Below are 12923 nucleotides of genomic sequence, written 5' to 3'. Positions count from 1 at the left end.
GCGTGAGCGCCGCACAGCCCGCGGGGGTGACCCCGCCGCCCGCCTCGTCCAGCCCCGCCTCCGACTGGGACATCCGCCGCCCCCACCGCATGTGGCCGCGCATGCTGGTGATCGTCCTGACGCTCGCGGGCCTGGTGCTGGTGGTGCAGTTCTTCCAGGGGATCGCCTCCATCGCGGCGCCCGTCTTCCTGGGGCTGAACCTCGTGATCGTGGCCTACCCGCTGCAGGCCTGGCTCATCCGCCGGGGCCTGCACCCCGTGCTCGGCGCCACCACCACCGTCCTGCTGATCGTCGCGGTGATGGGCGTGTTCGGGGGCATGATGGTGTGGTCCGGCCTCGAGCTGGTGGCGGAGCTGCCGAAGTACACGGACCGCTTCCAGCAGATCGTCCTGGACGTCTCGCACTGGCTCAGCGAGCGCGGCGTGACCCCGGACATGGTGTCCCAGCAGCTGGCCTCGATCGACATGAGCGCCGTGACCGGGACGGCCGTCAGCGCCGTCACGAAGATCGCCACGAACGTCTACGCGGTCTTCGGCCTGCTCGTCACCGTGATCATGGGCATGTTCTTCCTGGCGATGGACTCGATGGACGTCGAACGCCGCGTCCGCCTGCTCAGCACCGCCCGCCATGAGTTCGGCCACGCCCTGGTCGAGTTCGCCCAGGGCGTGCGCCGCTACTGGGTGGTCACCACGGTGTTCGGCCTGATCGTGGCGGTGCTGGACGTGATCGCCCTCATGCTGATCGGCGTCCCACTCGCGCTCGTGTGGGGCGTGCTCAGCTTCCTCACCAACTACGTCCCGAACGTCGGCTTCATCATCGGCCTGCTGCCGCCGGCCGTCCTGGGCCTGGCGGCGGGCGGCTGGTCCGACTTCCTGTGGGTGGTGGTCAGCTACTCGGTGCTGAACTTCGTGCTGCAGTCCGTGATCCAGCCCAAGGTGGCCGGCGACGCGATCGGCGTGATCCCCACCGTCAGCTTCCTCTCCCTGCTCTTCTGGGCCTGGGTCCTGGGCCCGCTCGGCGCCATCCTCGCGCTGCCCTGCACGCTGTTGGCCAAGGCCGTGCTGATCGACGCCGACCCGAACGCCCGCTGGATCAACGCGCTCATCGCCTCGGATCTGAAGGGCATGGAGCGCCGTCAGTCCTCGCTCCTGGAACGGCTGCGCCCGGCGGCCTGGCGGTCCGACGCGCACGGGGGAGACGAGGACCGCGCCCCGGCGGACGGTGGAGACGAGGACCGCGCCCCGGCGGACGGTGGAGACGAGGACGGCCCCGCGGCGGACGAGGTCACGGGCGAGGCTGGAGCAGCACCAGGTCGTTGAGCGCGCCGGCCAGCCGCAGCAGCGGCGGGGCGGGGAACGACAGCTGGGGCAGCCCCGGGTGCAGTGCCGCACACGCGGCGGCCGCGGCCTCCTCGCCCGCGGCGTCCTCGAACGCCGGGCGCAGCACCGCCGCGCCCAGCGGCAGAGTGTCCAGGAGGGAGCGGGGGCCCCGCTCGGCCGGGTCGTACGCGGCGGGCTGCGCCGCCCCGGTCACCGTGCGCACGCGCAGGGGCCGTCCGGCGGCGTCGTCGGCGCCCTGCAGGAAGCGCAGCACCGCCGCGGCGTAGGGGTGCTCGGGGTGGAACCGGTCGCCGCGCCAGTGCACGGCGGCCTCGCCGTCGCCCCGCAGCCGCACCCACGAGGCCAGGTGGCCGGGCCCGCCCCACGGCCCGGTGTCCGGCCGCGGTGCCGGCGGCAGCCACAGCACCCGGGTGATCCCCAGCAGGGCGGCGAACTCGGCGGCCACCTGGCCGGGGGTCCACGCGCCGTTGATCCGCCCGTCCAGCAAGGGGTCCGCGGCCACCACGGCCGTCCCCTCGCCGTCGGTCACCCAGGCCCCGCGCGGGGCGCACAGCAGGGGCGTGAGCAGCGGCAGTCCCGCCGCCTCCGCCACGGCCGTCGCGGCCGCTCCGTCGAGCGGCCCGGTCCCGGTCAGGCCCGCGGCGCTGCGCCAGGCGACGGCGGCCAGGCCCTCGGGGCGCCGGACGAAGCTCGGCCCGGTGCGGCCCAGCAGCGGCGAGCCCACGGGCGCGCGCAGCAGGTCCACCTCCGGGGGCACCAGCCGCGCCGCCCCGGCGTCGCGCGGGTGGGCGAGCACGGTCACCGGCAGTACGGCGGCGAGCGTCTCGGCCAGGCCGACGACGGCGTCCCGCGTCTCGTCCAGCAGCGTCCGCACCGGGTGGCGGTGGGGCAGGACGAGCCAGGCCCGCTCGGGCGGGTCCTCGGGTCCGGGCACGGGCACGACGACGTCCCGGCGCTCCCGCGCGTCGGTGGGGACGGGGTCGGCGGCGGCCATGGCGGACGGGCTCCTGGGAAGACGGCGGCGACGCGCGGGCGCGCGGCGAGGGGATGTCCATCGAGCATAGGCGTCTGACAGGAAGCCGCGGCGGTTTGACCTGTGACCCGGCACACGTGCAGAGTGCGGCCATGACCGCGACGTTCTCCGCCCAGGACCACGACGATCTCGACCGGGTCCTCGGCGCGACCGGCGGGATCCCCGACCCCGCCGACCTGCACGCCCTCGCCGACGACGCCGTCGCGCAGGTGAGGCGCTGGCTCGCCGAGTCCCGCGACCATGAGGCCGACTTCGCGGCCCGCCAGCTGGCGGGCGCCCTGAAGGAGCCGGGCGGCCTCGACTTCATCGTGCGCTTCGTGGACCACGTGGTCCGCCCCGAGGACCCCGCGATCGCCGCCCGGGCGCTGCGGGAGCTCGCCGGCCGCGCCCCCGGCTTCCTGCCCCCGGCACTGCGCGCCGTCCTCGGCGCCGGCGGCCGCGCGGCCCCGCTTGTGCCGCGCATCGCCGTCCCCACGGCCCGCCGCGTGCTGCGGCGCATGGTCTCCCACCTGATCGTCGACGCGCGGGACCGGCAGCTCGGCAAGGCCATCACGGCCCTGCGCGACGAGCACACCCGGCTGAACATCAACCTGCTGGGCGAGGCGATCCTCGGTCAGGGCGAGGCGGACCGCCGGCTCGAGGGCATCGCCGCGCTGATCCGCCGCGACGACGTCGACTACGTGTCCGTGAAGGTCTCCGCCGCCACCGCCCCGCACGCGCCCTACGCGTTCGACGAGGCCGTCGCGGACATCACCGAGCGGCTCACCCCGCTGTTCGAGCTCGCCCGGGACCGGGACACCTTCATCAACCTGGACATGGAGGAGTACCGCGACCTCGACCTCACGCTCAACGTGTTCACCGCCCTGCTCGAGCAGCCGGGCCTGCGCGACTACGAGGCCGGCATCGTGCTGCAGGCCTACCTGCCGGACGCGCTCGCGGCCATGGTGCGCCTGCAGGAGTGGGCCGCGCGCCGCGTCGCCGCCGGCGGCGCCCCGGTCAAGGTACGCGTGGTCAAGGGCGCCAACCTGCCCATGGAGCGGATGCAGGCCTCCCTGACGGGCTGGCCGCTGGCCACGGTGGGCTCGAAGCAGGAGGCGGACACCAACTACAAGCGCGTGCTCAACTACGCGCTCACCCCGGAGCATCTGGCCCACGTGCGCATCGGCGTGGCCGGGCACAACCTCTTCGACGTGGCCCTGGCCCACCGGCTGATCGAGCGCCGCGGCCTCGATTCGGCCGCGGTGGAGTTCGAGATGCTGCTCGGCATGGCCACCGGCCAGGCCGCCGCCGTCCGGGCCGACGTCGGCGCCCTGCTGCTCTACACGCCCGTGGTGCGGCCCGAGGAGTTCGACGTGGCGATCTCCTACCTCGTGCGCCGCCTCGAGGAGGGTGCCTCCCCGGAGAACTTCATGTCCGCCGTGTTCGACCTGGGCGCGGACGCGGACCTGTTCGCCCGCGAGGAGGAGCGCTTCCGCGCCTCGCTGCGCCACCTGGACGCGGCCGTGCCCCGTCCGAACCGCGTCCAGGACCGGTCCCGCGGGGAGGACGGGCCGACCCCCGCCCCCGTGGACGGCTTCGCCAACACCCCGGACACGGACCCCGCGCTGCCCGGCAACCGGGAGTGGGCCCGCCGGATCCTCACGGCCGTCCCGGGCTCGGACCTCGGGACGGACACCGTCCGCGCCCACCGCGCCACCACGGCCGACGACGCCCGCGCCGCCATCGCCGCCACCGCCGACCCCGGCGCCCGCTGGGGCGCGCTCACCGGCCACGAGCGCGCCGACGCGCTGGACGCCGTCGGCCGGGCCCTGCACGCCGGCCGGGCCCGTCTGCTGGAGGTGGCCGCCGCCGAGACCGGCAAGACCCTGGACCAGGGCGACCCCGAGGTCTCCGAGGCCGTGGACTTCGCGCACTACTACGCGCGCCTGGCCCGCGGCCTGGACGCGGTGGAGGGCGCTCGCGCCGTGCCCGTCCGCCTGACCCTGGTGATCCCGCCGTGGAACTTCCCCGTGGCCATCCCGGTCGGGGGCGTCCTCGCCGCGCTCGGCGCCGGCTCGCCCGTGGTGTTCAAGCCGGCCCCGCAGTCCGAGCGGACGGGCGCGGTCGCGTGGGAGCTGATCGTGGCCGGGCTGCGGGACTCGGGCCTGTTCGACGACGGCGGCCCGCTCGCCGGGCACGACCCCGCGGACCTCGTGCGCCTGGTGACGCTGGCGGACGAGGACGAGGCGGAGGTCGGCGCGGTGCTCGTGACCGACCCGGCCGTCGAGCGGCTCATCCTCACCGGCGGCTGGGACACCGCACGGCTGTTCAAGGGGATGCGCCCCGACCTGCACCTGCTCGCCGAGACCTCCGGCAAGAACGCCGTGATCGTGACCCCGTCCGCGGATCTGGACCTGGCCACGAAGGACGTGGTCCAGTCCGCGTTCGGTCACGCCGGCCAGAAGTGCTCGGCGTCCTCCCTCGTGGTGCTCGTCGGCTCCGTGGCCACCTCCGAGCGCTTCCACCGGCAGCTGCTGGACGCCGCCTCGTCCCTGCACGTGGCGCACCCCGCGGACCCGCGCGCCGAGATGGGCCCCGTGATCGAGGCCCCCGGCGAGAAGCTGCGCCGCGGGCTCACCGAGCTCGGCCCGGGGGAGCGGTGGGCCCTGCGTCCGCGGCAGCTGGACGAGACGGGTCGCCTGTGGAGCCCGGGCATCCGCTCCGGCGTCCGCCCCGGCGCCGACGCCCACCTCACCGAGTACTTCGGCCCCGTGCTGGCCGTGATGACGGCCGAGACGCTCGAGGAGGCGATCGGGATCGTGAACGCCGTGGACTACGGCCTCACCTCCGGGCTGCACTCGCTGGACCGGGAGGAGATCGACGTGTGGCTGCGCGGCGTGCGCGCCGGCAACCTCTACGTGAACCGCGGCATCACCGGGGCCATCGTGCGCCGCCAGCCCTTCGGCGGCTGGAAGCGTTCCGTCGTCGGCCCCACCACGAAGGCCGGCGGGCCGCACTACCTGCACGGCCTCGTGGACTGGGAGGACGCGCCCACGTGGGCCGGGGGAGAGGGACGGCCCGGGTCCGAGGCCGACGGTGCGGGAGCGTCCTGGCTCGAGACCGCCCGCGCCCTCGACACCCACGCGTGGACCACCGTGTTCGGGGTGGCCACGGACGTCTCCGCGCTCGAGGCCGAGCGGAACGTGATGCGTCACGTCCCCACCCCGGTCCTCGTGCGCCGGCACTCGGGGCCCGCCGACCACCTGTTGCGCATCGTCTCCGCCGGCCTGCGCGCCGGGGCGCCCATGACCGTGAGCCTGCGCCCGACCCCCACCGCGGAGGGGCCCGACGCGGACAGGCTCTCGGCCGAGGCCGTGCGCGGCCGGGTGGAGGAGCTGGTCCGGTCCGTCCGCACGGAGGGTGCCGGCACGGCCGCGCCGGTGGACGTCGTCGTCGAGGACGACGCCGTGTTCCACGACCGCGCCCGGCGGCTGGCCCTGGTCCCGCCCGCGACGGAGGGCGGCGGCGACGCACGGATCCGGCTCGTCGCCGACTGGACCGGCAACCGGGAAGCGGCCGAGGCGGCGCGGACCGCGCTCCACGCGGCGCTCGGCGACACCCCCGACGTGGCGGTCTACGCTGGCCCCGTGGTGAGCGCCGGTGAGGTGGAGCTGCTGCCGTTCCTGCACGAACAGGCCGTGTCCGTGACCGCCCACCGGTTCGGCACGCCGGACCATCTGACCGAGGGGGTCCTGTGACCCCGAGGAGGAACATCCCATGCATCTGATCCCCCGCACGATCTGGGTCGTCGCCCGCGCCCGCCGCCGCCCGCGCGTCGGGCTCTGGGAGCCGACGACGCTGCCGATGCGCGCCCTGCCCACGGACGTGGACATCGCCCTGCACGTCAACAACGGCCAGTACTTCGGGCTGTTCGACCTCGGCCGCTTCGACGCGATGGTCCGCACCGGTCTCTGGGACGAGATCCGCCGTCGCGGCTGGACGCCCGTGGTGCAGGCCGAGCAGATCGCGTTCCGCCGCTCCGTGACCCTGGGGCAGCGGTTCGACGTGGAGACGCGGCTGATCGGCCTGGACGAGCGCGCGGTGTGGTTCGAGCAGCGCGTGGTGGTCGACGGCGACGTCGCGGTGCGCGCGTACATCTGCACGCGCCTGCGCAAGAAGGACGGCCGCCCCGTGGAGAACGACGAGATCCGGGCGATCGCGGCGGCGGCCGGCCACGACCTCGCGGGGGAGCCGACGCTGCCGGAGTGGCTGCACGAGTGGCGGCGCAGCGTGGCCCTGCCGTCGACCCGGACGCCCCTGCCCCACGCGTGGGACCTCGACACAGTGCGGCGAGGATGAACGTTCGAGTGATATGGGGCACGATGGTCGGGTGAACAACAGACTCCTGATCGTCGTGACCCTCTCGCTGGCCGCGCTCGTCGTCGTGCTGGTGGCCGCCATCGGCGGCGGCGCGTGGTGGGTGCTGGCGGTCCTCCTGGTGGCGCTGCTCGTGCTCGCCGTGTGGGACATGACCCAGAAGCGGCATGCGATCCTCCGCAACTACCCCGTGCTCGGCCACATGCGGTACCTGCTGGAGTCGATCCGCCCCGAGATCCAGCAGTACTTCATCGAGCGCAACTTCGACGGCAAGCCGTTCGACCGGGACACCCGCTCGATCGTCTACGCCCGTGCGAAGGGCCTGGACAGCCACAAGGCGTTCGGCACCGAGCGGGACACCTCGGAGATCGGCTACGAGTTCCTGTTGCACTCCACCGCCCCGGTCAACCCGCCGGAGGAGCCCCCCACGGTGCGGATCGGCGGCCCGGACTGCCGCCGGCCCGTGGACATCTCGCTGATGAACATCTCGTCCATGTCCTTCGGCTCCCTCTCCGCCAACGCCGTGACCGCCATGAACAAGGGCGCCGGCCTGGGCGGGTTCATCCACGAGACCGGCGAGGGCGGCCTCACCAAGTACCACCGCGGCAACGGGGCGGACCTGTTCTGGGAGATCGGCTCCGGCTACTTCGGCTGCCGCAACGAGGACGGCACCTTCAGCCCGGAGAAGTTCGCCGAGAAGGCGCTGCTGCCCGAGGTCAAGGGCATCACCATCAAGATCTCCCAGGGCGCGAAGCCCGGTCTGGGCGGCATGCTGCCCAAGGAGAAGATCTCCGCCGAGATCGCCGAGGCCCGCGAGATCCCGATGGACAAGGACTGCCTGTCCCCGGCGTCCCACTCCGCGTTCCGCACCCCGCGCGAGATGGTCAAGTTCATCGAGCAGCTCCGTGAGCTCTCGGACGGCAAGCCGATCGGCATCAAGTTCTGCGTGGGCTCGCGCGTGGACGTGCTGGCCATGACCAAGGCCATCTGGGAGGAGCGGATCGCCCCCGACTTCATCATCGTGGACGGCTCCGAGGGCGGCACCGGCGCCGCCCCGCTCGAGTACTCGGACCGCGTGGGCACTCCGCTGACCGAGGGCCTCATGCTCGTGCACAACGCGCTCGTGGGCACCGGCCTGCGCCACATGATCAAGCTCGGCGCGGCCGGCAAGGTCGCCACCGGTTCGGACATCGTCAAGCGTCTGATCCAGGGCGCGGACTTCACCATGTCCGCCCGCGCGATGATGATGGCCACCGGGTGCATCCAGGCGCAGAAGTGCCACACGAACGAGTGCCCCGTGGGGGTGGCCACGCAGGACCCGCGTCTGATGCGCGCCATCGACGTGGAGGACAAGGGCAACCGCGTCTTCAACTACCACCGCCTGACCGTGCGCGAGGCCGTGCAGATCATGGCGTCCATGGGCCTGACGCATCCGTCCCAGCTGAACACCCGCATGCTGCGCCGCCGCGTGGACCACCTGAGCACCCGCTCGTACGCGTCCATCTACCACTGGCTGCGCACGGACGAGCTGCTCAACGACCCGCCCGCCGGCTGGGCCATGGACTGGGAGGAGGCGGACGCGGACCACTTCGGCGAGCACGCCCGCGTGGACTACCTCACCGAGCGTGACCCCGAGTGGCGCTCCGAGCTGCTGATCCCGGGCCGCGAGGCGGCCGGCGCCCCCGTGCAGGGCTCGCCCATCTCCGGGGCGGGCTCCACGCTGGTCGGCGCCCGGCAGGCCGAGTCCGTGCCGCTGACCACGTCGCCGATGCCGCGCGTCAGCTCGCTGGGTGAAGGGGAGTCGCTGTCCTCGCACGGCGGGCGTCGTCAGACCCCGCAGGATCCGGCAGCCGCCGCCACCGCCGGCGAGACGCCCACCGACGAGAACGAGGGCCTGCCGGCGGAGGCCGGCGAGCGGCCCGAGCGCCAGGATGGCGAGGAGGTCACCCGGCGGGGGACCACCGGCCGCGTGGAGGGCGAGCACCGCGGTGAGGGCCGCGTCGGCTGACCCGCCCCCGCAGTCATCCCCGCCCCTTTCGAGGCGGGAAATCCACCGCACACGACGCCCCCGGGCGCCCATGAGATGGATTTCCCGCCTCGTCGCGTGAGGGGTCGTAGCCTGGGGCCGTGACCCCGCCCGCCCGCGCCGCCGCCCGCCGCCCCTCCGTGGCCCTGCTGTGGGTGCTGCTGGCGGCGATGGGCGCCGGGCCCCTGTTCAACTACGGCGTCTCCGCCTCCTCCACGGTCGTGATGGAGCGGCTCGACGTCACCTCGGGCCAGCTCGGCACCGTGATGACGGTCGTGTTCGCGGCGGCCGCCGTCACCTCCCTTGGCCTCGGCCGGGCCGCCGACCGCCTGTCCGCCCGCGCGCAGCTGAGCATCATCTTCGGGGGCACCGCCGCGGCGCTCGTGCTCGGCGCCGTCGCCCCGTCCCTGCCCGTGCTGTACGCGGCGGCCGCCGTCGCGGGCGTCACGCAGGCCATCTCCAACCCCACCACGAACCGGATCATCCGCACCGTGGTACCGCCGGAGAGGCGGATCGGGTGGGTCGGGGTGAAGCAGTCCGGGGTGCAGGCGGCCCAGCTGGTCGGCGGCCTGTTCTTCCCGGCCGCGTCCCTCGCCCTGGGCTGGACGGGCGCCGCGCTGGCGGCCGCGGGGCTCATCGGGGCGCTCTGGGTGCTCGCCCTGGTCGCCGCCCCGCCGCTGCCCGGGGCGCCGCAGCCAACGATCGCCCCCGCCGGCGGACGACGACGGCGGGACACCTCGCCCCTGCCGGCCACGGTCTGGTTCTTCGCGGCGATCGCGTTCCTCACCGGCCTGGGCATGCAGGCCACGAACACGTACCTGCCGCTGTTCGCCGTCGAGACGCTGGGGATGACGCTCGTGGCCGGCGGTGCCGCGGCGGCCGTGTCCGGGGTGGTGGGGGTGCTCTCCCGGATCGGGTGGAGCCGGCGGATGAGCGCCGGAGACCGGCCCACCACCCTGCTGACCGTGATCTGCCTGGGTGCCGTGGCTGGCGTCGTGGTGTTCCTCGCCGCGGACCTGCTGGACCTGCCGGCCCTGCTGTGGGTGGGCGCCGCGGTGCACGGCCTGACGGTGCTGGGCGCCAACGTCGTGATCAACGCGGGCCTGCTGAGCGAGGTGCCGGCCGAGCGGCTCGGCCGTGCGACCGGGGCGAACTCGATGGGCATGTATGCCGGCTTCGCCCTGGGTCCGCTGGTGATGGGCGTGCTGCGCGACGTCACGGGCGACTACCGGGCCGGCTTCGCGGTCGTCGCCGTCGGGTATCTGCTGGCCCTGGGCGTGGTGCTGCTGCTGCGTCGCCACGTGGGCCGGCGGGGCGCGCCCTGACGTGCAGGGCCAGAACGAGACCCACCGCGGAGGACCGCGCCTCAGCGACATCACCGCAGTGCTGCCCTGCGGTGATGTCGCAGCGCCGCGGTCGAACGGGCGTACGGCGGAGCGCGGAGGCGTGCAGGGCGCACGGAAGCGCATACGACGACGCCCCCGGTCCGTGCGGACCGGGGGCGTCGGAAGCCGTGCGTCAGGCGAAGATCAGAGCTTCGTCACGTTGGCGGCCTGGAGGCCCTTGGGGCCGTCCTGGGTCTCGAACTCGACACGGTCGTTCTCCTGGAGCTCCTTGAAGCCATTGCCCTGGATGGCGGAGAAGTGCACGAACACGTCCGCAGAGTTGTCCTCGGGGGCGATGAAGCCGTAGCCCTTCTCAGCGTTGAACCACTTGACAGTACCGACAGCCATGATGGTGTCCTTTCGATGTGCCCCCGCGGTGCGGTGGCGGTGTTGGACCGCGGCCCGGATGTGGGACGCGGGTGAAGCGGCGAGACTGAACCGCTTGCCCAACACTCATCGACGCCGGCGATGCCGGGCTGACGAGCAGTGAAGATGGCGGGATACAGCTTGATCAACTTCAGGCTCCATCATTGCACGGATCTCGCCGACCGGGAACCAGGGGCCCGATTGTTCACCTGGAGTTCGCTCAGAGCGCGCGCAGGCCGTGGAAGAGATTGCGGTGCAGGGCGGCCGGGGGAGCGGTGTCCGTGTGATCCGCGAAGGCCGTCACCTCGAGCAGCACCACCGTGTGGTCGCCCGCCGGGACCTCGGCGTGCACCCGCGTCTCGAGCCAGAGCGAGGAACCCCCGATCAGCAGGGCGTCGTGCGGGCTGCGGTGCACGTCGAGACCGGCGAAGCGGGCGCCCTCGCGGGAGGCCAGCTGACGGCACAGCGGCGTCTGGTCCGCCGCGAGCAGGGAGACGCCGATCGCCCCGGCCCGGCGCAGGCGCGGCCAGGTGCGGGAGCTGTTCTGCGCGGAGAAGGACACCAGGGCCGGCTCCCAGGAGATGCCCACGCCGAAGGAGGAGGAGACCATCACCTCGGGGACGTCGTCGGCGAGGCCCGCCAGCGCGACGACCCCGGTGGGGAAGGCCGAGAGGCCGGAGCGGAGGTTGCCGAGGGACAGGTCGGTGTCCCACGCGGCGGTGTGGGGTTCGTGGGTCAGGGTCATGGCGCGCGTCCTCTTCCGATGACTGACGCGGCTCCGCAGACGGCGGGAACGCGGATCGCCCGGATCCGCGGAGACGCGGTACTTGCCCGCCGGGGTGTCCGAGGGGCCGAATCATCACCTGGAGCACCCCACTACTGCGTGAGAGGGTTGCCGTCCCGCCGGCCAGGGCCGTGAATGACGGGGACTCGTGATTCTGAGGACCACCCTACGGAGGGGTCCGTGGGGCGGTCAAAGCGCGGCGGTCGCGCGGCGTCATGAGAGTTCCCCCAATGTGATGCTTGACACGCCACGCGTCCCCAGCCAGGATCATCTCACTCGAGAGGGGGGGAGCTCGAGACCGCAGCCCGCGGCCCCCGCAGACGGTTCTCTGAGAGGGATCAGATCATGCGGATGGACATTAAGAAGAAGCTCGCGGCATTGTCGGCCGGCGCTGTCGTCGCAGGTCTCTTGACGGCAGCCCCGAGCGCCGGGGCTGCGCCGACGCCGGCGGGCGAGGACACTCCATCACTGGATGCTTACTGCGCTGAGGAGTATTGGACGAACACCTCAGTGACGTCGAACATCTTCAAGCAATCACACTCTTCTTACTCCTCCGTCTCCGGGGCGCCCGGCGTGACGCTCACTATCGCAACGGGCCGGACTTTCGGCGTCAGCGGTGACATCACGGGCGAGCTGTCGGGTGATGTGAGTGCAATCCTCGCGGGGGTGTCGGCCAAGGCCGGCACCCGAGTGGGGGTCAATTATTCCTCCACCAATACCGTGAGCGGGTCGTGGAAGGTGCCAAGCACCTACACGAATGGCGGCAAGCTCGCCATCGGCGCCAAGCGGGCCCAGGGCACATGGAGCCGTCAGATGCTGAACAAGAGCTGCAATGTGGTCACGCTGCGCAGCGGGTCGTTCTACACCCCGTGGCAGCAGTTCTACTTCCAGCACTACCGCCTCTGACACCTCGAATGGTTCCGGCGCCGGGCGTGCACCGCCGGGCGCCGGAATTTTCACTGCCCATCCATTCACCATCAGAAGGTGCCCCATGTCCTCCTTCCTTGTTTCTCACCCTGCTCGTTCCGTGGCCGCCGTGGTCGCCGCCGCTCTCCTCAGTACCGCCATCTCGGGATGCTCCGCTTCCCAGGGCAGCGTCTCCTCCACCGCGAATGCATCCACCGCTGCGGCGTCCTCCGTCACCCCGACGTCAGCGGCCCCCTCTGCAACCGGGTCGGCCTCCGCCACCAGTTCGTCCGCGTCGTCACCCGCCGGCGAGGAAGCACTCCCCGCCGCGTTGTTCGAGGAGGACGGGATGACGTTGGTCGAGTATACGCGCCAGCATCCGGATGCGGACTATCTCGACCCGGAGAAGGAGTCCGTCCTGGAGGAGGCGGTCGGGACGGGCACACAGCAGATCACCGTGGACGCCCAACAGGGTGCGGTCCTTCGGGTCATCGTGATGTGTCCTTCGGATGCCACCGGTGAGACGGAGATCCTGACCTCACGGGGTGGCGAGGGAACGAAGACCTGGATGGCCGGATCGGAGGCGCTGTGCGGCGGCTGGTCGGCGGAGACTCCCCCTTTGGATGAGGCGGGGCCGATGACGTTCACCGTCACGGTGGACAATGACAAGCCGTTCCGGATGGTGCTGACCGCACCCTCCGCATGAGGCCACCATCACGACGGCGGA

Annotated in this window: 10 protein-coding genes and 1 riboswitch; of the genes, 7 read left to right on the top strand and 3 right to left on the bottom strand. The window is 72.8% G+C overall.

The features are described from left to right. The first annotated feature begins 2 nt into the window (after window positions 1–2). Complete coding sequence (locus tag MLUT_RS21190) at window positions 3–1319, top strand: AI-2E family transporter (protein WP_012751085.1); 1317 nt, start codon at window positions 3–5, stop codon at window positions 1317–1319. On the opposite strand, the gene MLUT_RS21185 is transcribed toward MLUT_RS21190, so the two are convergent. Further along, window positions 1285–2334 carry an agmatine deiminase family protein gene (locus MLUT_RS21185; RefSeq protein WP_010080170.1) on the bottom strand — a complete coding sequence of 350 codons (1050 nt, stop codon included), beginning with the start codon at window positions 2332–2334 and terminating at the stop codon, window positions 1285–1287. The two genes, MLUT_RS21190 and MLUT_RS21185, sit on opposite strands and share 35 nt — an antisense overlap. 131 nt (window positions 2335–2465) lie before the next feature. On the opposite strand from MLUT_RS21185, the gene MLUT_RS21180 reads away from it, so the two are divergent. From MLUT_RS21180 to MLUT_RS21165, 4 genes are all read left to right on the top strand, one after another. Continuing rightward, window positions 2466–6110, top strand: a complete 3645-nt coding sequence (locus MLUT_RS21180) for a bifunctional proline dehydrogenase/L-glutamate gamma-semialdehyde dehydrogenase (RefSeq protein WP_010080171.1) — start codon at window positions 2466–2468, stop codon at window positions 6108–6110. 19 nt (window positions 6111–6129) lie between these two features. After that, window positions 6130–6711 carry an acyl-CoA thioesterase gene (locus MLUT_RS21175; protein WP_010080172.1) on the top strand — a complete coding sequence of 194 codons (582 nt, stop codon included), beginning with the start codon at window positions 6130–6132 and terminating at the stop codon, window positions 6709–6711. Window positions 6712–6724: 13 nt separating this feature from the next. Beyond that, complete coding sequence (locus MLUT_RS21170) at window positions 6725–8737, top strand: FMN-binding glutamate synthase family protein (protein ID WP_012751084.1); 2013 nt, start codon at window positions 6725–6727, stop codon at window positions 8735–8737. 119 nt (window positions 8738–8856) lie between these two features. Further along, a complete protein-coding gene (locus MLUT_RS21165) occupies window positions 8857–10080 on the top strand; it encodes an MFS transporter (RefSeq protein WP_010080174.1) in 1224 nt (407 codons plus the stop codon). A 204-nt stretch (window positions 10081–10284) separates the two neighbouring features. On the opposite strand, the gene MLUT_RS21160 is transcribed toward MLUT_RS21165, so the two are convergent. Together MLUT_RS21160 and MLUT_RS21155 are read right to left on the bottom strand one after the other, a co-directional pair. Further along, a complete protein-coding gene (locus MLUT_RS21160; protein ID WP_010080175.1) occupies window positions 10285–10488 on the bottom strand; it encodes a cold-shock protein in 204 nt (67 codons plus the stop codon). A gap of 238 nt (window positions 10489–10726) precedes the next feature. Beyond that, window positions 10727–11251, bottom strand: coding sequence for a flavin reductase family protein (locus MLUT_RS21155; protein WP_010080176.1), 525 nt, complete (start codon window positions 11249–11251; stop codon window positions 10727–10729). 73 nt (window positions 11252–11324) lie between these two features. After that, window positions 11325–11444: riboswitch (SAM riboswitch) on the bottom strand. A gap of 197 nt (window positions 11445–11641) precedes the next feature. On the opposite strand from MLUT_RS21155, the gene MLUT_RS21150 reads away from it, so the two are divergent. Both MLUT_RS21150 and MLUT_RS24125 read left to right on the top strand, forming a co-directional pair. Then, the gene (locus MLUT_RS21150) at window positions 11642–12196 is read left to right on the top strand and encodes a hypothetical protein (protein WP_231936610.1); all 555 of its coding nucleotides are present in this window, start codon (window positions 11642–11644) and stop codon (window positions 12194–12196) included. Between the two features lie 85 nt (window positions 12197–12281). Then, window positions 12282–12902 (top strand): hypothetical protein, encoded by a 621-nt coding sequence (locus MLUT_RS24125; protein WP_231936609.1) that lies wholly within the window; start codon window positions 12282–12284, stop codon window positions 12900–12902. The last annotated feature ends 21 nt before the right edge of the window (window positions 12903–12923 follow it).

This window comes from Micrococcus luteus NCTC 2665, assembly GCF_000023205.1.
Taxonomy (GTDB): domain Bacteria; phylum Actinomycetota; class Actinomycetes; order Actinomycetales; family Micrococcaceae; genus Micrococcus; species Micrococcus luteus.
The sequence above is the reverse complement of the archived record's forward strand: the minus strand, read 5'-3'. Positions and strand labels throughout refer to the sequence as shown.